Annotated in this window: 18 protein-coding genes; 8 read left to right on the top strand and 10 right to left on the bottom strand. The window is 72.8% G+C overall.

Features of this window, described 5'->3' with window-relative positions; translation table 11 throughout:
* Nucleotides 1-4 precede the first annotated feature (4 nt).
* Nucleotides 5-1,972: an excinuclease ABC subunit UvrC gene (gene uvrC, locus ACIOD2_RS29975; RefSeq protein ID WP_400545158.1), complete on the bottom strand. Its 1,968-nt coding sequence runs from the start codon at nt 1,970-1,972 to the stop codon at nt 5-7.
* Between the two features lie 166 nt (nt 1,973-2,138).
* On the opposite strand from uvrC, the gene ACIOD2_RS29970 reads away from it, so the two are divergent.
* On the top strand, nt 2,139-2,861 hold the full coding sequence (locus tag ACIOD2_RS29970) for a S1 family peptidase (protein ID WP_400545155.1): 723 nt from the start codon (nt 2,139-2,141) through the stop codon (nt 2,859-2,861).
* A 71-nt stretch (nt 2,862-2,932) separates the two neighbouring features.
* Entirely contained in the window at nt 2,933-3,709 is a 777-nt protein-coding gene (locus ACIOD2_RS29965; protein WP_400545152.1) for an exodeoxyribonuclease III, read from the top strand.
* A 278-nt stretch (nt 3,710-3,987) separates the two neighbouring features.
* On the opposite strand, the gene ACIOD2_RS29960 is transcribed toward ACIOD2_RS29965, so the two are convergent.
* The 5 genes from ACIOD2_RS29960 to rpe form a co-directional block, all read right to left on the bottom strand.
* On the bottom strand, nt 3,988-4,383 hold the full coding sequence (locus tag ACIOD2_RS29960) for a PH domain-containing protein (protein ID WP_400546183.1): 396 nt from the start codon (nt 4,381-4,383) through the stop codon (nt 3,988-3,990).
* Between the two features lie 50 nt (nt 4,384-4,433).
* Nucleotides 4,434-4,940, bottom strand: coding sequence for a 6,7-dimethyl-8-ribityllumazine synthase (gene ribH / locus ACIOD2_RS29955; RefSeq protein ID WP_392770171.1), 507 nt, complete (start codon nt 4,938-4,940; stop codon nt 4,434-4,436).
* Nucleotides 4,937-6,256, bottom strand: coding sequence for a bifunctional 3,4-dihydroxy-2-butanone-4-phosphate synthase/GTP cyclohydrolase II (locus ACIOD2_RS29950; protein WP_323330559.1), 1,320 nt, complete (start codon nt 6,254-6,256; stop codon nt 4,937-4,939). Before ACIOD2_RS29950 ends, ribH begins: the two co-directional genes overlap by 4 nt.
* Nucleotides 6,257-6,267: 11 nt before the next feature.
* Nucleotides 6,268-6,903, bottom strand: coding sequence for a riboflavin synthase (locus tag ACIOD2_RS29945; RefSeq protein WP_400545148.1), 636 nt, complete (start codon nt 6,901-6,903; stop codon nt 6,268-6,270).
* 87 nt (nt 6,904-6,990) lie between these two features.
* Nucleotides 6,991-7,662: a ribulose-phosphate 3-epimerase gene (gene rpe, locus ACIOD2_RS29940; protein WP_400546179.1), complete on the bottom strand. Its 672-nt coding sequence runs from the start codon at nt 7,660-7,662 to the stop codon at nt 6,991-6,993.
* A gap of 120 nt (nt 7,663-7,782) precedes the next feature.
* On the opposite strand from rpe, the gene ACIOD2_RS29935 reads away from it, so the two are divergent.
* The 5 genes from ACIOD2_RS29935 (at nt 7,783) to ACIOD2_RS29915 (ending at nt 13,634) form a co-directional block, all read left to right on the top strand.
* The gene (locus ACIOD2_RS29935; protein WP_400545145.1) at nt 7,783-8,982 is read left to right on the top strand and encodes a sensor histidine kinase; all 1,200 of its coding nucleotides are present in this window, start codon (nt 7,783-7,785) and stop codon (nt 8,980-8,982) included.
* A complete protein-coding gene (locus ACIOD2_RS29930) occupies nt 8,979-9,638 on the top strand; it encodes a response regulator (protein WP_400545143.1) in 660 nt (219 codons plus the stop codon). The genes ACIOD2_RS29935 and ACIOD2_RS29930 overlap by 4 nt, the downstream gene beginning before the upstream one ends.
* Nucleotides 9,639-9,795: 157 nt before the next feature.
* Entirely contained in the window at nt 9,796-11,187 is a 1,392-nt protein-coding gene (gene phoA / locus ACIOD2_RS29925; RefSeq protein WP_400545140.1) for an alkaline phosphatase, read from the top strand.
* Nucleotides 11,188-11,363: 176 nt separating this feature from the next.
* Complete coding sequence (locus ACIOD2_RS29920) at nt 11,364-12,473, top strand: serine hydrolase domain-containing protein (protein ID WP_400545137.1); 1,110 nt, start codon at nt 11,364-11,366, stop codon at nt 12,471-12,473.
* Nucleotides 12,474-12,509: 36 nt separating this feature from the next.
* Nucleotides 12,510-13,634, top strand: a complete 1,125-nt coding sequence (locus tag ACIOD2_RS29915) for a serine hydrolase domain-containing protein (protein ID WP_400545134.1) — start codon at nt 12,510-12,512, stop codon at nt 13,632-13,634.
* Nucleotides 13,635-13,686: 52 nt separating this feature from the next.
* On the opposite strand, the gene ACIOD2_RS29910 is transcribed toward ACIOD2_RS29915, so the two are convergent.
* From ACIOD2_RS29910 to fmt, 3 genes are read right to left on the bottom strand one after another with little or no spacing between them, the layout of a single operon-like run.
* Nucleotides 13,687-14,184 carry a flavoprotein gene (locus ACIOD2_RS29910; protein WP_400545131.1) on the bottom strand — a complete coding sequence of 166 codons (498 nt, stop codon included), beginning with the start codon at nt 14,182-14,184 and terminating at the stop codon, nt 13,687-13,689.
* On the bottom strand, nt 14,181-15,605 hold the full coding sequence (locus ACIOD2_RS29905) for an RsmB/NOP family class I SAM-dependent RNA methyltransferase (RefSeq protein ID WP_400545128.1): 1,425 nt from the start codon (nt 15,603-15,605) through the stop codon (nt 14,181-14,183). The genes ACIOD2_RS29910 and ACIOD2_RS29905 overlap by 4 nt, the downstream gene beginning before the upstream one ends.
* A complete protein-coding gene (gene fmt, locus ACIOD2_RS29900; RefSeq protein ID WP_400545125.1) occupies nt 15,602-16,528 on the bottom strand; it encodes a methionyl-tRNA formyltransferase in 927 nt (308 codons plus the stop codon). The genes ACIOD2_RS29905 and fmt overlap by 4 nt, the downstream gene beginning before the upstream one ends.
* 139 nt (nt 16,529-16,667) lie before the next feature.
* Here fmt and ACIOD2_RS29895 point away from each other — a divergent pair, with 139 nt between their 5' ends.
* Nucleotides 16,668-17,627, top strand: coding sequence for a GNAT family N-acetyltransferase (locus tag ACIOD2_RS29895; RefSeq protein ID WP_400545122.1), 960 nt, complete (start codon nt 16,668-16,670; stop codon nt 17,625-17,627).
* Between the two features lie 25 nt (nt 17,628-17,652).
* On the opposite strand, the gene ggt is transcribed toward ACIOD2_RS29895, so the two are convergent.
* Nucleotides 17,653-19,452, bottom strand: coding sequence for a gamma-glutamyltransferase (ggt, locus tag ACIOD2_RS29890; RefSeq protein WP_400545119.1), 1,800 nt, complete (start codon nt 19,450-19,452; stop codon nt 17,653-17,655).
* Between the last annotated feature and the right edge of the window lie 33 nt (nt 19,453-19,485).

Genomic DNA, 19,485 nt, shown 5'->3' with positions numbered 1-19,485 from the left:
TTCCCTACTCCCCTGCTTTCGGACCCGCACCGGACTCCCCGGCCAGCGCGGCGACCACGGCCTCCGCGGTGCGCCTGCCGAAGCCGGGCACCGCCTCGATCTCTTCGATCCTGGCCTGCTTGAGCTTCTTCACCGAGCCGAAGTGCTTGATCAGCGCGGTGCGGCGAGCCTGCCCCAGCCCGGGCACACTGTCCAATTCGGACGTCTGCAGCCGCTTGGAGCGCTTCTCGCGGTGGTAGGTGATGGCGAAGCGATGCGCCTCGTCACGGAGTCGCTGCAGCAGGAACAGCCCCTCCGACGTCCGCGGCAGGATCACCGGATCGGGGTCGGCGGGCAGCCACACCTCTTCGAGCCGCTTCGCCAGCCCCACCACGGAAATGTCGGTGATGCCGAGCTCGGCCAGCACGTCCGCCGCCGCCGTGGCCTGCGGGCCCGCGCCGTCGACGACCAGCAGGTTCGGCGGGTAGGCGAACTTGCGCGGCCGCCCGGTCTCCGGGTCGAGACCCGGCTTCGACGAGTCGATCGGGACGTCGGCCCCCTCGGCCGTTTCCTTGAGGTAGCGGTTGAACCGCCGCCGCACGACCTCGGCGATCGACGCGACGTCGCCCTCTTCGGCCGCCTCGCGCAGCGCGAAGCGGCGGTACTCGGACTTGCGCGCCAGCCCGTCTTCGAAGACGACGAGCGACGCCACGACGTCACTGCCCTGGATGTGGCTGATGTCGATGCACTCGATGCGCAGCGGCGCGGTGTCGAGAGCCAGGAACTCCTGCAGCTCGGTGAGCGCCGCCGACCGCGCGGTGAGGTCGCCGGCGCGGCGCAGCTTGTGCTGGGTGAACGCCTCGCCCGCGTTGCGCTCCACGGTCTCGGCCAGCGCCTTCTTGTCGCCGCGCTGGGGCACCCGCACCTGCACCCGCGAGCCGCGCAGGCCGGTCAGCCACTCCGAGAGCGCCTCGGCGTCCGCGGGCAGCTCCGGGACGAGGACCTCGCGCGGGACGGCCGGGCCGGCGTCGACGTCGTCACGGGCCTCGAGCTCGGCCTGCTCGCCGTAGAACTGCGTGATGAAGTGGTCGACCAGCGCCGGGACGTCCATCTCCTCGGCCTTGTCGATGACCCAGCCGCGCTGGCCGCGGACCCGGCCGCCGCGCACGTGGAAGACCTGGACGGCGGCCTCGAGGTCGTCGTGGGCGAACGCCACGACGTCGGCGTCCGTGCCGTCGCCGAACACCACGGCCTGCTTCTCCATGGCGCGGCGCAGCGCGCCGAGGTCGTCACGCAGCCGGGCGGCGCGCTCGAACTCCAGCTCCTCGGACGCGGCCGCCATCTCGGCTTCGAGGCGCTTGATCATGACGTCGGTCTTGCCCGCCAGGAAGTCGCAGAAGTCCTCGACGATGTCGCGGTGCTCGTCGGCCGAGACGCGGCCCACGCACGGCGCCGAGCACTTCTCGATGTAGCCGAGCAGGCAGGGACGGCCGATCTGGCCGTGGCGCCGGAACACCCCGGCCGAGCAGGTGCGCGCCGGGAACACCCGCAGCAGCAGGTCGAGCGTCTCGCGGATGGCCCACGCGTGCGAGTACGGCCCGAAGTACCGGACGCCCTTCTTGCGCGCGCCGCGGTAGACGTGCAGGCGCGGGAACTCCTCGTTCAGCGTCACCGCGAGGACCGGGTAGCTCTTGTCGTCGCGGTAGCGGACGTTGAACCGCGGGTCGAACTCCTTGATCCAGTTGTACTCGAGCTGGAGCGCCTCGACCTCGGTGGTGACGACGGTCCATTCGACGCTCGCGGCCGTGGTGACCATCTGCCGGGTGCGCGGGTGCAGGCCGGAGAGGTCGGCGAAGTACGAGTTCAACCGGCTGCGGAGGCTTTTCGCCTTGCCCACGTAGATGACCCGCCTGGCCGCGTCGCGGAACTTGTACACGCCAGGGGCGTCCGGGATGCTCCCCGGCGAGGGACGGTAGGTGGTCGGGTCAGCCACGCCCACAAGACTATGGCTCACCCCCGACAGTTCTCGCGGCCCCCCGGCTCGCCCGCCGGAAGTAGGGTGATCGCCGCCTTCCGACTTTGGTGGGTGTCCCCCTGCGTGACGCGGTGGTTACTTTCCGACCCGGCAGGTTCGGGTCCCATCCGAAAGGATCACCACCGTGAGCTTTCTCCGTGTCCTTGGTGCCGCTTCGGCGGCCGCCGTCGCGCTGACCCTCGCGGGTGGCGCCGCCGCTTCGGCCGGCGTCCAGCCGAACATCGTCGGCGGCACGACCGCTCCCACGGTCTCGTGGGGCGCGCAGGTGTACGTCAACACGCCCGGCCGTGACTTCCAGGGCTTCAACTGCTCCGGCACGGTCATCGCGTCGCGCTGGGTGATGACCGCGGTGCACTGCCTCGACGAGGACGGCTCGGGCATGCACGTCAAGGTCGGCACCAACACGCTGTTCTCCGGCACGCAGATCGCCGTCGACGGCAAGTACGAGTCCCCCAACGGCGACATCGCGCTGCTGCACCTGGCCTCGGCGACCAGCGCCGGGCCGATCTCGCTGGGCAGCGCGGACCCGTCGACCGGCAGCACCAACCAGCTCTACGGCTGGGGCCGCACCACCCCGACCGGCCCGCCGGCCTCGGCGCTGAAGGTGGCGAACGTCCAGGTCACCGGCCGCTCGTCGGACGCCTACGGCGGCCGCGCGATCCAGAGCGTCGGCGTCAACGGCTCGGCCTGGAAGGGCGACTCGGGCGGCCCCGAGGTCTCGAACGGCGTCCAGGTCGGCGTCGCCTCCACCGTGCAGAACCAGAGCGGGACCAACACGCGCGGCACGAACAACTACGCGAGCGTGGCTTCGAGCCGGTCCTGGATCCGGTCGACCGCGGGCGTCTGAGGGCTCTTCCGGGAGGGGCGGCGCTTTCGTGCCGCCCCTTTCCTGTCGGTGGGTTGTGGGAAACTCGCGGCATGCGGATCGTCACCTGGAACGTGAACTCCATCGTCCCCCGACTGCCCCGGGTCCTGGAGTTCCTGGAGCAGACCGCGCCGGACGTGCTGTGCCTGCAGGAGCTGAAGAACACGACGGAGAAGTTCCCGGCCGCCGAGGTCGAGGCGCTCGGGTACGAGGTCGCCGCGTACGGGCTCGGGCGCTGGAACGGCGTCGGCATCGTGTCGCGGGTGGGCCTGTCGGACGTGGTGCGCGGCCTCCCGGACGAGCCGGCCTTCGAGGGCGCCGCCGAGGCGCGCGCGATCGGCGCGACGTGTGGCGGGGTGCGAGTGTGGTCGGTGTACGTGCCCAACGGGCGCGAGCCGGACAACCCGCACTACGCGTACAAGCTGGAGTGGCTGGAGTCGTTGCGGACGCTGGCTTCGTCGGAGCTGTCAGACGGGCCGTTCGCGGTGCTGGGCGACTTCAACGTGGCCCCGACCGACGCGGACGTCTGGGACATCGCGGTGTTCGCGGAGTCGACCCACGTGACGCCCCCGGAGCGCGAAGCCCTGGCGCGGCTGCGGAAGCTGGGCCTGACGGACGTCTTCCCGAGGCCGCTGAAGTACGACCACCCGTTCACGTACTGGGACTACCGGGCGGGCAACTTCCCCAACAACAAGGGCATGCGCATCGACCTGGTGTACGGGAACACGGCGTTCACGGACGCGGTGACCGACTCCTATGTGGATCGCAACGCGCGGAAGGGGAAGGGCCCGTCGGACCACGCACCCATCGTGGTGGACCTGACTCTCTGACCCCCGCCCCGGTTGGTGAGAGCCGTGAATGGCCCATTGAGGGACTCTAAGTCCCTCAATGGGCCATTCACGGACTTGCTCGGCTGGGGCACCGCGTAACCAGGCCGCGCCGACCGCCGGTCACGCCGCACGTTGCGGGGGCGCCGTCCACAGGCAGTCCTCGTAGCCGACCTCGGCTCCGCACCACCGCAGTTCGAGCTGTCGTCGTACCAAGCCGGTTCTTCCTCGGGCAGGCCGGCACACGCGGGCACCGGAACAGCTCGTCGGAAGACCGAACGTCAGCCGCCCGTCGCCGCGCGGTGCAGTTTTCGCAGTGCTCGTACCGCTTCCACCGCTCGGGCCCGGTCCACCGACTGGACGGCCATCACCGCGTGGTACTCGTCCTCCGGCAGTTCCAGCCTGGCCCAGGACGCGCCGTCCGGGAAGCTCACCGAGAGGACCTCGCTCCACGCGAAATGGCGGGTGATCAGGACGTTGCGGACCTCGATGCCCTCGTCGTCGGCCCGGACGCGGGCGATCGCGAACAGCATCACGCCGCACGCCAGCAGGATGCCGATGCCGACCATCGCGGCTTGGTCGGAGCGCTGGAAGCGGACGCCCGTGTCGCCGTTGCGCAGCAGCACCGCCACCACGATGAACACCGCCAGCAGCGCCACCGCCAGCACGCTGCACATGATCAGCGCGCGCCGCGGGCGGATCACCAAGGTCGACGAAGTACTCACGCTCACACGAAACCCCGCTCGGTCCACGGCTGGCGCAGGCTCCGCAGCACGTGCGCGCTGTCCAGCGCCGCCACCGTCGCCTCGTAGCCCTTGTCCTCTTTCGCGCCCGGACGGCCCGAGCGGTCCAGGGCCTGCTCTTCCGTGTCGCAGGTGAGGACGCCGTTGCCGACCGGGGTGCTCTCGTCGAGCGCCACCCGGGTCAGGCCGGCCGTCACCGCGTCGCACACGTACTCGAAGTGCGGGGTGCCGCCGCGGATGACCACGCCCAGCGCGACGACCGCGTCGTGGTTGCGGGCCAGGGCCTGCGCCACCACCGGGAGCTCGATCGCTCCGGCGACGCGGACGACCGTCGGCTCCTCCTCCAGCTCCGCTTCCTTGGCCGCGAACAGGGCCCGCTCCAGCAGGACGTCGGTGATCGCGGCGTTCCACTTGGTGGACACGATGCCGAGCTTCAGCGACTTGCAGTCGGAGAGGTCCAGCTTGAGGTCGGGACGGCCTTCGCCGCTCACAGCGCTCCTCCGTCGGGGTGCTCGTTGCCCGCGCCGACCTGGTCGTAGTGCTCCAGCTGGGCCAGGTCGTGGCCCATCCGGTCGCGCTTGGTCCGCAGGTAGCGCAGGTTCTCCGGGTTCGGCGAGATCGGCAGCGGCACCCGCCCGGTGACGCGCAGGCCGTAGCCCTCGAGACCGATCCGCTTGGCCGGGTTGTTCGACAGCAACCGCATGGTGCGGACGCCGAGGTCGCAGAGGATCTGCGCGCCGGTGCCGTAGTCGCGGGCGTCGGCCGGGACGCCGAGGGCGAGGTTGGCGTCGACGGTGTCGGCGCCGTCGTCCTGCAGCTGGTAGGCCTGCAGCTTGTGCAGCAGGCCGATGCCGCGGCCCTCGTGGCCGCGGATGTAGAGCACGACGCCACGGCCCTCGGCGGCGACGGCCGCGAGCGCGGCGTCGAGCTGGGGGCCGCAGTCGCAGCGCAGCGAGCCGAAGACGTCGCCGGTGAGGCACTCGGAGTGGACGCGGACCAGGATGTCCTGGCCGTCGCCGATCTCGCCGTAGACGAACGCGACGTGCTCGATGCCGTCCAGCAGCGAGTCGTAGCCGACCGCGCGGAACGTGCCCGCGGCCAGCGGGATGCGCGCCTCGGCGACCCGCTCGACCTGCTTCTCGGTGCGGCGGCGGTAGGCGATCAGGTCGGCGATGGTGATGATCGCCAGGTCGTGGTCGGCCGCGAAGACCTCGAGCTCGTCGCGGCGGGCCATGTCGCCCTCGTCCTTCTGCGACACGATCTCGCAGAGCACGCCCGCCGGCGCCAGCCCGGCCATCCGGGCCAGGTCGACCGACGCCTCGGTGTGCCCGGGACGGCGGAGCACGCCGCCCTCCTTCGCGCGCAGCGGGACGACGTGACCGGGACGGCGGAAGTCCTTCGCGGTCGACGCCGGGTCGGCGAGCAGCCGGATCGTGTGCGCGCGGTCGGCGGCCGAGATGCCGGTGCTGATGCCCTCGGCGGCGTCCACCGTGACGCTGTACGCGGTGCCGCGCGCGTCCTGGTTCGTGTGGTACATCGGCGGCAGGTCCAGCCGGTCCGCCTCGGCCTCGGTCAGCGCCACGCAGACGTAGCCCGAGGTGTAGCGGACCATGAAGGCCAGCAGCTCCGGGGTCGCCTTCTCCGCCGCGAAGATGAGGTCGCCCTCGTTCTCGCGGTCTTCGTCGTCGACCACGACGACGGCGCGGCCCGCCGCGACGTCCGCGATCGCCCGCTCGATGGCGTCGGCGTCGAACACCGCCCCGGCACCGCACGGGGTCCAGCCCGCTTCGGGCTCGGCCGAACTCATCTCAGGCTCGCTCATGACCGCTCCTCCGTGCTACCGCCGCCGTCCCGATTCTGCACCTGGTCGCGGATATGCGCCTCGGCCAGCTTTTCGACGTACTTCGCGACCACGTCGACCTCGAGGTTGACCAGGTCGCCGGCCTCCCGGCCGCCGAGCGTGGTCACCTCGAGCGTGGTCGGGATCAGGGCCACCTTGAACTGGTCGGCGGTGATCGCGGCGACGGTCAGGGAGATCCCGTCGACCGCGATCGACCCCTTCTCGACCACGTACCGGGCCAGGTGCCCCGGCAGCGCGAAGGTCGTGACGCCGGTTTCGTCGCGGGAGAGGAACACGCCCGTCCCGTCGACGTGCCCCTGCATGATGTGCCCGCCGAGCCGGCCGCCGGCCGGGGTGGCGCGCTCCAGGTTGACGCGGTCGCCGACGGCGACCTTGGCCAGGCTGGACCGCTGCAGCGTCTCGTGGACGACGTCGACGGTGAACTCGCCGTCCGCCACGTCGACCACCGTCAGGCAGACGCCGCTGACCGCGATCGAGTCGCCGTGGCCGGCGTCGCTGGTCACCAGTGGCCCGCGGACCCGCAGGCGCGCCGCGTTGGTCAGCTGCTCGACCGCGACGACCTCGCCGATCTCCTCGACTATGCCGGTGAACACGTCCGCTGCCTCCTCGTAGCCGGGTCCCTCTCCATCCAACACCCGAGACGCCGGTGCGGCTTCTCCGCCCGCGCCTCGGCGACGGATTCAGCCCGCTCGGACGCGTGCGGCCTGCTCACGCAGGGCGGCGACCGCCTTGCCGGGGTCCGCGGCGCCGTAGACGGCGGACCCGGCGACGAAGCAGTCGACGCCCGCTTCGGCCGCCTGCTCGATGGTGTCGGCGTTGATCCCGCCGTCGATCTCGACGACCAGCTTCAGGTGCCCGGTGTCGACCAGCCGCCGCGCGGTGCGGACCTTGTCCAGGACCTCGGCGATGAACGACTGCCCGCCGAAGCCCGGCTCGACCGACATGACCAGCAGCGTGTCGTAGTGCTTGAGCGCGTCGAGCCACGGTTCGAGCGCGGTGCCCGGCTTGACCGACAGCCCGGCCTTCGCGCCCGCGGCGCGCAAGTTCTTGGCCAGCGCGACCGGGTCCTTCGCGGCCTCGGCGTGCACGGTGACGTTGTAGGCGCCGGCTTCGGCGTACCCGATCGCCCAGCGGTCCGGGTCGTCGATCATCAGGTGGCAGTCGATCGGCACGTCGGTGCTCGCGAGCAGCGCCTTGACCACGGGCAGGCCCAGGGTCAGGTTGGGGACGAAGTGCGCGTCCATGACGTCCACGTGCACCCAGTCGGCGCGGGTGTCGCCGGTGCCGGCCACGGCGGCGATCTCCTCGCCGAGCCGGGCGAAGTCCGCGGACAGGATGCTGGGGGCGATCAGGGGTCGGTCTGCCACGTCCCGAGTGTAGGAGGCCACTGCTAACGGTCGCTAACCGGTTGTGACCAGAATCTGGCTCCCGAGAGGGAAGTCACCCGTCTCCGGCCGCCCTACGCTCGCCGCATGCCCGGATTCCTCAAGTCCCTGACGCGGATCGGCAGCTACCGCAGCCTGCTCCACGCCGCCGCGGGTGCCGCCATCGCGGTGCCGGTGGCCCCCTTCGCCCTCGCCGTCGCCGTGTCCGTCGACGCCGACTCCCGGATCCGCGCGCTCCTCGCCCTGGTCGCCCTCGCCGTCCTGATGGGACTGCTGGGGTTGCTGGGACCGGTGCGGCGCCTCGGTGTCGGCCTGGCGAACACCCTGCTCGGCACCCGGATCCCCGCACCCGCCGGCCGGCCGGACGCCGAGTCGCGGCTGCGGTCGGGCCTGTGGCTCGCGCTGCACACGGCGGCGAGCGGGATCCTCTTCACCGTGCTGGCCTTCCTGGGCCTCGGGCTGCTCGTGCCCGCGGTGTGGCTGGTGGGCGGGCAGGACGAGATCTCGCTGTTCTGGTCCGGCGTCCCGCTCGGGGCGTGGACGATCCCGTTCGGGCTGGTCGCGGTCCTCGCGGCGCTCGCGCTGACCGCGGCCGCCACCCTCGGCCTCCGGGTCGGCGCGACGGCGCTGCTCGGCCCGTCCGCGGCCGAGCTCACGGCGCTGGCCGAGCGCCGCGCGGCCGTGCTCGCCCAGCGCAACCGGCTGGCCAGTGAGCTGCACGACTCGATCGGGCACACGCTGACGACGTCGACCCTGCAAGCGGCGGCGGCGGTCGGCCTGGTCGAGACCGACCCGGCCCAGGTGCGGCGGGCACTGGGCACGATCGAAGAGTCCTCGCGCAGCGCGCTCGAAGACCTCGACCACGTCCTGGGCCTGCTGCGGGACGAGCCGGCCGCCAAGGAGCCGACCCGCACGCTGACCGAGGTGGAGGTCCTCGCCGTGCGTGCCCGCGAAGCCGGGCTCGACGTCCGGCTGACCGTCCGCGGCCCGGTCGCCGCGCTGCCCGCGACGGTGTCGCGCGAGGGCTACCGGATCGTCCAGGAGGGCCTGACCAACGCACTGCGGCACGCGGGCCCCGGCGAGGTCGAGGTCCGCGTCGAGGCCGGGCCGGACCGCCTGGCGATCGCGGTCGTCAACACCCTGACCGGGACCGGGCCGCGTCCCGGGCGACGCGGGCTGGCCGGGCTCGCCGAACGTGTCGAAGCCCTGCGCGGCGAGCTGGACGCGGGTCCGGACGGGCAGCGGTGGCGGCTGAACGCGACCATCCCGCTGCGGGCGGGCGCGTGAGCCCGACGGTCCTGCTGGCCGACGACGAACCCCTGGTCCGCGCGGGTCTGCGGGCCCTGCTGGAGCAGCAGGGCCTGACCGTGGTCGGCGAGGCGGCCGACGGCGCCGAGGTGCTGCCCGCCGTGCGAAGGACCACGCCCGACGTCGTGCTGATGGACGTCCGGATGCCCGGCACGGACGGCATCGAGGCCACCCGGCAGCTGCTGGCCGCCCTGGCCGAGCCGCCGAAGGTCCTCGTCGTCACGACGTTCGACAACGACGACTACGTGCACGAGGCGCTGCTGGCCGGGGCCAGCGGCTTCATCCTCAAGCGGGCGCGCAAGGAGGAGCTCGCGCACGCCGTGCGGACCGTCGCGGCCGGCGAGTCGCTGCTGTTCCCCGAGGCGATCCGGCGGCTGGTGAGCGGGCGGCCGCCCGGCGGCGCGCACGCGCGGGCGGCGAAGACCCTGACCCGGCGCGAGGCCGAGGTGCTGCGGCTGATCGCGACCGGACTGTCCAACCAGGACATCGCGGCCGCGCTCGTGATCAGCCTCGAGACCGTGAAGACGCACGTCGGGAACATCTTCGGCAAGCTCGGCGCGGCCAACCGCAGCCAGGCCGTCGTCATCGCCTACGAAGCGGGCGTCGTCCGGCCGGGACACCTCGCCGGTCAATAACCGACGTGCTCCCGGTCACCTCGGGGAAGTGATGAGTTCGGTCACCGGACACCTGGTGCTCACCTGCCGTCCGTCCGCGGCACACATGCACCGGAACTAATGACCCATGTCCGAAATCCGGGCTAGAAACCCCCGAAGTCCCCCGAAGAGGAGAAACATGGCTTCGCTGTTCACCGGCCGTCGCCGGTGGCTGGTCGCCGGCGCGCTCGGCGCCGCGCTGGTCGCCGCCGCCCCGGTCGCACTGGCCGCCAACGGCTCCGGCAACGCCGACGCGCGCTCCGCCGGCTCCGGTGACCGCACCAACGACGTCCGCTCCGCGATCCAGGGCGGCACCGCCCGCAACGTGATCCTGTTCCTCGGCGACGGCATGGGCCAGTCCGAGATCACCTCCGCGCGCAACTACGAGCGCGGCGCCGCCGGCCGGCTCGCGATGGACGAGCTGCCGCTGACCGGCGACTACACCACCTACGCCGTCGAGCAGAACAACCCCGGCAAGCCGAACTACGTGACCGACTCGGCCGCGTCCGGCACCGGCTGGGCCACCGGCGTCAAGACCTACAACGGCGCGATCTCGGTCGACGCGTACGGCAACCCCGTGCCGACGATCCTCGAGCTGGCCAAGCGCGGCGGGCTGCGCACCGGCGACGTCACCACCGCCGAGATCCAGGACGCCACCCCGGCCGTGCTCGGCTCGCACGTCGTCAGCCGCGACTGCAAGGGCCCGGTCGAGACGACCGCCAAGTGCGCGGTCAACGCCAAGGAGAAGGGCGGCGCCGGCTCGATCTCCGAGCAGCTCGTCCAGACCCGCCCCGACGTCCTGCTGGGCGGCGGCGCGGCGTACTTCGACCAGACGGTCACCGCCGGCAAGTTCAAGGGCAAGACCGTGCTGGAGCAGGCCAAGGCGGCCGGCTACAACGTCGTCAACACCGCGGCCGACCTCGCGGCGGCCAAGAAGGGCAAGCCGGTCCTCGGCCTGTTCGCCAAGAACAACATGCCGGTGAACTGGACCGGCCCGGCCGCGGTCCACGGCGGCACCGCGCCGTCGCGCTGCACCCCGAACCCGGCGCTGCCGAAGACCCAGCCGAAGCTGGCCGACCAGACCCGCAAGGCGCTGGAGCTGCTCGACGACCGGCACTCGGACAAGGGCTTCTTCCTGCAGGTCGAGGGCGCGAGCATCGACAAGCAGGACCACGCGGCCGACCCGTGCGGCCAGATCGGCGAGACGGTCGACTTCGACGCGGCGATCGCGGCGGGCACGGCGTTCGCCCGCAGCCACCCCGACACGCTGGTGCTGGTGACCGCCGACCACGGCCACAGCAGCCAGATCGTCGAGCCGACGGCCACCCCGGGCCTGACCGCGACGCTCGTCACCAACGAGGGCGCGAACATGACCCTGGCCTACGGCACCGCCGAGACGGGCGGCTCGCAGTCGCACACCGGCACCCAGGTCCGCATCGCGGCCATGGGCCCGCAGGCGGCGAACGTCGTCGGCCTGACCAACCAGACCGACCTGTTCGGCACGTTGAAGCGGGCCCTGCGCCTGCGCTGACCCGCGTAAAGCCGTGAATGGCCCATTGAGGGACTTGAAGTCTCTCAATGGGCCATTCACGGCTTTCGGGCTCTGGAGGTGGGGCTGGCCCCCGGAACCTTCGGGCGGTCTGCCCCAATGCCTCCTGGTGCCGGGCTCCCTAGGTTGGGGAGCACACGACACCAGGGGGTTCTTTCATGCGGAAGTCCTTGCACGGCAAGCGGATCGTCGCGTCCGGCACGCTCGTCGCGCTCCTCGCCGCGACCACCGCGGCACCGGCGCTCGCCGCCACGAGCCCGCTCCAGGGCGCGCTCGACACCCTGACCGCCCAGGACGGTGTGCCGGGCGCCGAAGCCGTCGTCCAGGACGGCTCCCGGACGCGCGTCACGCGCAGCGGCACCGGGGACGTCACCACCGGGAAACCGTTCCCGCGCAACGGGTCCTTCCGCGCGGGCAGCGTCACCAAGTCGTTCGTGGCCACCGTCGTGCTGCAGCTCGCCGGCGAAGGCCGGGTGCGGCTGGACGCGCCGGCCGAGCGGTACCTGCCGGGCCTGCTGCCGGACAAGCGGATCACCGTGCGGCAGCTGCTGCAGCACACGAGCGGGCTGTACAACTACACCGACGACCTGCCGCTGAACGACCCGGAGGCGCTGCGCCACCGCGGCGCGGACCCGGCCGAGCTGGTGGCGATGGCGGCGAAGCACCCCGCGCTGTTCCCGCCGGGCACGAGCTGGTCGTACTCGAACACGAACTACATCGTGGCCGGGATGCTCGCCGAGAAGGTCACCGGGCACCCGCTCGGCGACGAGATCGCGCGCCGGATCACCCGTCCGCTCGGCCTCCGCGACACCTACCTGCCGCGCCGCGGTGACGAGAAGCTGCCCGCACCGCACGCCGTCGGCTACGTGCCGCTCGGCGGGAACCTGGCCGACTTCAGCGACTACGACACGACGATGGCGTGGGCGGCGGGCGGGCTCGTCTCGACACCGGCCGACCTCGACCGCTTCTACGGCGCCCTGCTCGGCGGGCGGCTGCTACGTCCGGCCCAGCTGGCCGAGATGCAGCGCACGGTCCCGGCCGACCTCGGCGTCCCCGGCGCCCGCTACGGCCTGGGGCTGGGCAGCATCCCGCTGTCGTGCGGGGAGTTCTGGGGGCACGAAGGCGGTGTCCTCGGCTTCACCAACCTCGCCGGCGTCGGCCCGGGCGGCCGGCGCGCGACGGTCGTCCTGAACCAGAACCCGGCTCCGGAAGCCGCGAACGCGCACCTGCTCGCGGCGACGGACGCGGCGCTCTGCTCAGGGCAGTAGGTCCACGCAACACCGAGAACCCAGGGAGTTCGTTTCATGCGGAAATCATTGCGCGGCAGGCAGATCGTCGCCTGCGGCACGCTCGTCGCGCTCGTCGCGGCGACCACCGCGGCACCGGCGCTCGCCGTCACGGCGAACCCGGTGCAGCGGGCGCTGGACCGGGTCACCGCCCAGGGCGGCGCGCCCGGCGCCGAAGCCGTCGTCACCGACCACGGCCGCGTCACCGAGACGCGCAGCGGGGTCGGCGACCTGACCACCGGGAAGCCGTACCCGCACGACGCCGTGTTCCGCGTCGGCAGCGTCACGAAGACGTTCGTCGCGACCGTGGTGCTGCAGCTCGTCGCCGAAGGGAAGGTCAAGCTCGACGAGCCGATCGAGCGTTATCTGCCGGGCCTCATCACGGGCAACGGGAACGACGGCCGGAAGATCACCGTCCGGAACCTGTTGCAGCACACCAGCGGCCTCTACAACTACACCGACGACGTGCTGTCGGAGGATCCCGAGTCCCTGCGCCACCGCGGTGCCGAGCCCGGAGACCTGGTCGCGATCGCGCTGCAGCACCCGCCGCTGTTCGCACCCGGCAGTTCCTGGTCCTATTCGAACACCGACTACATCGTCGCCGGGATGCTCGTCGAAAAGGTCACCGGACGCGATCTCGCCACCGAGATCGACCGGCGGATCGCCCGGCCGCTCGGCCTGCGCGACACGTCGCTGCCCCGCCGCGGCGAGGAGCACCTGCCGGCCCCGCACCCGCGCGGGTACGTCTCGCTCGGCGGGCCCCCGGCCGACTTCACCGACTTCGACCCGACGATCGCCGGGGCCGCGGGCGGCCTCGTGTCGAGTGGCCGGGACCTGGACACGTTCTTCACCGCGCTGCTCGCCGGCCGGCTGCTGCCCGCCGCGCAGCTCGCGCAGATGCGGCGCACGGTCCCGGCGCCGACCGAGCCCGGCGCCGACTACGGCCTCGGCCTGATCCGCCGGACGCTGCCGGACGGCACGCCGTACTGGGGCCACGACGGCGGGATCTTCGGCTTCGCCACGCTGGCCGGCGCCCTCGACGGCGGCCGCGCCGCCGCCGTGTCGGTCAACGAGCTTCCCGCCCCCGACGGCGTGCAGCAGAACACCGAGACGGCGTTCGAGGTCGCGCTGGCCCGCAAGTAGCCGGAACTGTCGGTGCCTCCCGGTAGCGTGGAGATCGGGGGGCGCCGCCCGCTCAGGGCAACAGGTCCAGGGCTTCGGTCCACGGCCGCCCCACGTCCAGGCGGTGCAGCGTCACCCCGGCGCCCGCGAGGGTGTCGAGGTGACGCTGCCAGGCCGGGTGGTGCACCCGGGTGTCCTGGATCTGGTAGGCCACCACGACCGTGATCCCGGGCGCGCCCAGGACGTCGCCGAGCACGGTCAGCGCCTGGTTGTCCGCGATCCCGAGCGCCAGCTTCGCGACGGAGTTGGCCGACGCCGGGGCGAACAGGAACACCGCCGGATCCGGGTGCGGCCGCGGCTCCCCCGGCAGCCGGGACGCGCTGCGCACCGGCAGATCCGTCGCCGACTCGACGTCCGCCAGCGCGCCGGTCGACTCCAGCCAGCGCATCGCCGTCGGGGTCAGCGTGATCGCCGTCCGCCAGCCGCGGGCGGCGGCGGGCCGGGCCAGCTCGGCGGCGAACCGGACGTCCAGTCCGCCGCACGAGCCGGCCACCAGCCCGAGATCCCTCACGGCTTGCGGAGCACGGCGCAGAACATCGCGTCGGTGCCGTGGCGGTGCGGCCACAGCTGCACGTACGGCCCGTCACCGAGCTCGGGCACGCCGGGGAAGAACTCCCGCGAGTCCACCACTTCGGCCTTCAGCCGCCGTGCCGTCTCGCCGAACACCCCCTCGGTCTCGGCCAGGTGCGGCGAGCAGACGACGTAGGTCAGCGCGCCGCCGGGGCGCAGCAGGGCGTAGGCCGCGTTGAGCAGCTCACCCTGCAGCTTGGTCAGGTCCGCGACGTCGGAGGGCTGACGCCGCCAGCGTGCCTCCGGCCGCCGCCGCAGCGCACCGAGGCCGCTGCACGGCGCGTCGACCAGGATCCGGTCGTATCCCGGCTCCAAGCCGGACTCGCGGCCATCCGCGACGAACACCTTCACCGGCAGGTTGATCGTGGCCTTCTCGACCAGCTTCGCGCGGTGCGGCGCCTTCTCGACGGCGTCGACGGTCGCGCCGCTCAGCGCCGCGAGGGAGCCGAGCAGGGCCGCCTTGCCGCCGGGACCGGCGCAGAGGTCGAGCCAGCGCTCGTCCGTGCCTTCGACCGGCACCTTCGTCGCGGCGATCGCGCAGAGCTGGCTGCCCTCGTCCTGCACCGCGGCCAGTCGCTCGCGGATCGGCTCGGCGTCGGCCGGGTCGCCGGCGCCCGCGGGCAGGCGCACGCCGTAGGGCGAGTACGGCGCCGGGTCACCGCCGGTGATGGCGGCCAGCTCGTCGGCGGTGATCTCGCCCGGGCGGGCGACCAGGTGCACCTCGGGCCGCGCGTCGTCGGCCTCGAGGGCGGCCTTCAGGCCGGCGCCCTTGTCCCCCAGCGCTTCGGCGAACGAGCGGGCGATCCAGCGCGGGTGCGCGGTGCGCAGCGCGTACGCGCCGATCGGGTCGGTCGCGTCGTCCGGGGCCAGCTCGTCGAGCCACGCCGCTTCGTCCTTTTCGGACGCCTTGCGCATGATCGCGTTCGCGAAACCCGTGGCCCACGAACCGGCTTCGGCGCGCACCAGGTCCACAGTGGACGTCACGGCCGCGTGCTCCGGAATGCGCGTGCGCAGCAGCTGGTAGACGCCGAGGCGCAGCGCGTCGAGCACCGTGGGGTCGGTCTTGGCGATCGGCCGCTCGGCGTTGGCCTCGATGACGGCGTCGAGCAGGCCCTGCGCCCGCGACGTGCCGTACGCCAGCTCGGTGGCCAGCGCCGCGTCCCGGCCGCTGATCCGCCGCTCGCGCAGCAGGTCCGGCAGGACGAGGTTGGCGTAGGCGTCCTTCTCGCGCACAGCGCGCAGGACGTCGAACGCGGCCTGGCGGGCGGGGTCCACCTCCGGCGGACGGCGCGGGCTTTCCTTGCGCGGGGCCGGATGGCTCCGCTGCGGCCGTGACGGCCGGCGTTCCCTGTTGTCGTTCACCGGAGGCGTTCTCCCTGCTCGATCCGTGTTCCGCGAGCCCAGTCGGTGGCCGCCATCCGTTTCTTGCCGGGTGCCTGGACCTCGCCGAGCCGCAACGGCTTCGTCGCCGTCCCGACCAGCACCCGCTTGCGCTCCAGCACGAGCTCGCCCGGCGGCGGGCCGGGTTCGTCGAGCACCGTGACCGGGCCCAGCTTCAGCCGTTCGCCGCGGAACTCCGCCCACGCGCCCGGGTCCGGCGTGACCGACCGGATCTGGCGGTCGACCGCCGCGGCCGGGTCGGCGAAGGACACGCGCGCGTCCTCGACCGTCACCTTCGGCGCGTAACTGAGACCCTCGGCGGGCTGCTCCTGCGCGCGCAGGGTGCCGTCGGCGAGCCCGTCCATGGTGGACAGCAGCAGCTTGGCGCCGGACTCCGCGAGCCGGCCGAGCAGCTCGCCCGACGTGTCGGTCGCGGCGATGGTCTCGGTGACCACGCCGAAGACCGGACCGGCGTCGAGCTCCTTGACGATCCGGAACGTCGAGGCGCCGGTGATCTCGTCACCGGCGCGGATCGCCGCCTGCACCGGCGCGGCACCGCGCCAGGCGGGCAGCAGCGAGAAGTGCAGGTTCACCCAGCCGAGCGACGGGATGTCGAGGGCGGACTGCGGCAGCAGGGCCCCGTAGGCGACGACCGGGCAGGCGTCCGGGGCGAGCTCGGACAGGCGCGCGAGGAAGGCGGGGTCGCCGGCCCGGGCGGGCGTCAGCACCTCGATGCCGTGCTCGTCGGCAAGCGCGCCGACGGGTGAACGGACGACGTGGCGGCCGCGCCCGGCCTGGGCGTCGGGGCGGGTGACGACGGCGACGACCTCGTGCCGGCCGGAGTCGAGCAGGGCACGCAGGGCGGGGACCGCCGGCTCGGGGGTGCCGGCGAAGACGAGCTTCATCGGCCCACCACCGGCGGGAGCAGGGATTCAAGTGGCTGGAACATCGGGGACGAGTCTAGAAGGCCCCGGTGATCGCGGCGCGCCCGCGCCCGCCGGAAACCGGGCGACAGCCCGTACGGGCCCGGCTAGCGTCACCCGCATGCCCGGACGATCTTCCGCACCGACGTGGCGCCCGCTGACCCGCGAGGACGCGCAGGCGTCGGCCGACCTCCTCAACGCCATGGAAACCGCAGATCGGATCGGCGAGCACTACACCGCCGACGACACCCGCACCGAGCTGGACGACCCGTACGCGGATCTGGAGCGCGGCAGCCTCGCGGCCTTCGACGGCGACACGATGATCGGCTACGTGAAGATCCGCTTCAAGCCGACCGCCGACGAGATCCACCGGGTATTCCTGGACGGCGGGGTCCACCCGGCCTGCCGCCGCCGCGGAATCGGCACCACGCTCGTGGAGGCCGGGGTGGCGGCGGCGAAGGTGCTCCACGAGCTGCACCACCCGGGCGCGAAGCTCGTGGTCGACGTCCACCGGCCCGGGCACATCGCCGGCCTGGCCGAGCTGATGCGGTCACGGGGCTTCACGCCGGTCCGGTACTTCCGGCGCATGGAACACCGGCTCGACGACCTGGCGCCGGTGGACGAGCCACGGATCGAGCCGTGGTCGGCGGCGACCGGCGAGGACTTCCGGCGGACCCGCAACGCCGCGTTCGCGGACCACTGGGGCGCGGTGCCGATGCCCGCGGACATGTGGCGGAACAAGATCACCAACCAGACGTTCCGGCCGGACGCCAGCTTCCTGTTCCGGGACCCGGACGGGGCACCGGCTGGCCTGCTGGTGACCCTGTCCTGGGACGCCGACACCGAGGCGACCGGCCTCCGCGACGCGCACTTCATGGTCGTCGGGACGCGGCCCGAGTACCGGCGGCGGGGCGTCGCCACCGCGCTGCTGGCGCACGCGTTGCTCGCGGCCGCCGAGCAGGGTTACGACCAAGCGAGCCTCGTCGTCGACTCGGCGAGCCCGTCCGGGGCTTCGGGTGTCTTCGCGAAGGCCGGGTTCGAGCCGAAGACGCGCTACGTCCGCTGGGCGCTCGAAGCCTGAACCGGAGGGCCCAGCGGACGTACCGTCACCAGTGCGCGGGCCACACCACCTGGGCCGAGCCGATGCCGCGGCGGACCGGTTCGGCCGCGGCCAGCCAGCGGCCGTCACGCAGGCGCTCGACCCCGGTGGCCGCGCCGATCTCCGCCGGCGCGGTCGAGAAGCCCTGGCCGCGCGCGGTGAGCGTGGCCGTCTCGGGCAGGTTCAGGAACTCCTGCTCGACCTGGGCCTGCGCCGAGTTCCGCTGCGACGCGCGTGGCGCGGCGATGGCGTCCTCCAGCGACAGGCCGCGGTCGATCCGGCCGGTCAGCACCTGCAGCACCGTCGTGATGATCGACGCCCCGCCCGGCGAACCGGTGGCGAAGAACGGGCGGCCGTCCTTGAGCACGATCGTCGGCGCCATCGAGGAGCGCGGCCGCTTGCCGGGGCCGGGCAGGTTCGGGTCGGGCACGCCCGGCGTCACCGGGGTGAAGGAGAAGTCGGTCAGCTCGTTGTTGAGCAGGAACCCGCGGCCCGGCACGACGATGCCGCTGCCGCCCTCCTGCTCGATGGTCAGTGTGTAGGCGACGACGTTGCCCCACTTGTCGGCGACCGTGAGGTGCGTGGTGTTCTCACCCTCGTACGGCGTCGGCGCGCCGGTGGTCCCGGCCTGGCACGGCGCCGGGTGCCGCGGGTCGGCCGGGGCGACCGGGCTGGTCGCCGCCTTGTCCTTCGAGATCAGGCAGGCGCGGGTGTCGGCGAAGCGCTGGCTCAGCAGCTCCTTGGCCGGGACGTCGATCACGGCCGGGTCGCCGATCCAGCGGTTGCGGTCGGCGAAGGCGAACCGCGTCGACTCCAGGAAGTACTGCAGGTAGTCGGCCTTGCTCGCGTGCTTGAGGTCGTAGTTCTCGAGGATGTTGAGCGCCTCGCCGACAGTGAGCCCGCCCGAGGACGGCGCCGGCATGCCGTAGACGTCCAGGCCGCGGTACTCGGCGTGGGTCGGCGTCCGCTCGATCGCCCGGTAGTCGGCGATGTCCCGGGCGGTCAGCTTGCCGGGACGCACGTTGAGCGTCGAAGCCGGGTCCTTCGGCGGCTTCTGCACGGTCTTCGCGATGTCCGCGCCGATCGGGCCCTTGTAGAGCGCGTCGACGCCGCCCCGCTCCAGCTGCGCGTAAGTCGCGGCGAGGTCGGGGTTCCTGAAGACGGTGCCGGGCGCGGGCGGCGCGCCGTTCGGCAGGTACAGCGAGCGCGTCGAGGGGAACGCGGCGAACCGCGCGGCGTTGTTCGCGATCTGCGTCTGGAACGTCGGGTCGACGACGAATCCCTTGCGCGCCAGGTTCTCCGCGGGCTTCAGGGACTTCGCGAGCGAGCGCGTCCCCCACTTGCGGAGGGCCTCGGACCACGTCGCGGGCGTGCCGGGGACGCCGACGCTCAGCCCGCTCGTGACGGCGTCGTTGAACGGCAGCGGCTGGCCGTTTTCGACGAAGAGGTTCGCGTCGGCGGACTTCGGCGCGGTCTCGCGGCCGTCCAAGGTGTGGACGCGGCCGGTCTTGGCGTCGTAGTAGACGAAGAACCCGCCACCGCCGACCCCGGCGGAGAACGGGTCGGTGACCCCGAGCGCGGCGGCGACGGCGACGGCCGCGTCGACGGCGTTCCCGCCTTCGCGCAGGACCTGGGTGCCGATCGCGGTGGCGTCGGCGTCGATGCTGGCCACGGCGCCGCCGAAACCGGTGGCGACCGGGGTCTTCGGGGTGGGCGTGGCGGCGGTGGCGGGTCCGGTCGCGACGGTCGTGAGGAGCGCGGCCGTGGCGGCGATGACGAGGGTTCGGCGACTCCGGAGCGCGGGCATGCGGGCGAGTCTGCCCCCTGCGCCAGGCGGCTT

Source organism: Amycolatopsis sp. NPDC088138, assembly GCF_044741685.1.
Taxonomy (GTDB): Bacteria; Actinomycetota; Actinomycetes; order Mycobacteriales; family Pseudonocardiaceae; genus Amycolatopsis.
This window is presented reverse-complemented; position numbering and strand designations above follow the sequence as displayed.

Coding starts and splice junctions, on each gene's coding strand:
- ACIOD2_RS29965 (WP_400545152.1), top strand. CDS start 2,933: ATGCGGATCGTCACCTGGAACGTGAACTCCATCGTCCCCCGACTGCCC.
- ACIOD2_RS29960 (WP_400546183.1), bottom strand. CDS start 4,383: ATGTGCAGCGTGCTGGCGGTGGCGCTGCTGGCGGTGTTCATCGTGGTG.
- ACIOD2_RS29950 (WP_323330559.1), bottom strand. CDS start 6,256: ATGAGTTCGGCCGAGCCCGAAGCGGGCTGGACCCCGTGCGGTGCCGGG.
- ACIOD2_RS29935 (WP_400545145.1), top strand. CDS start 7,783: ATGCCCGGATTCCTCAAGTCCCTGACGCGGATCGGCAGCTACCGCAGC.
- phoA (WP_400545140.1), top strand. CDS start 9,796: ATGGCTTCGCTGTTCACCGGCCGTCGCCGGTGGCTGGTCGCCGGCGCG.
- ACIOD2_RS29920 (WP_400545137.1), top strand. CDS start 11,364: ATGCGGAAGTCCTTGCACGGCAAGCGGATCGTCGCGTCCGGCACGCTC.
- ACIOD2_RS29915 (WP_400545134.1), top strand. CDS start 12,510: ATGCGGAAATCATTGCGCGGCAGGCAGATCGTCGCCTGCGGCACGCTC.
- fmt (WP_400545125.1), bottom strand. CDS start 16,528: ATGAAGCTCGTCTTCGCCGGCACCCCCGAGCCGGCGGTCCCCGCCCTG.
- ACIOD2_RS29895 (WP_400545122.1), top strand. CDS start 16,668: ATGCCCGGACGATCTTCCGCACCGACGTGGCGCCCGCTGACCCGCGAG.
- ggt (WP_400545119.1), bottom strand. CDS start 19,452: ATGCCCGCGCTCCGGAGTCGCCGAACCCTCGTCATCGCCGCCACGGCC.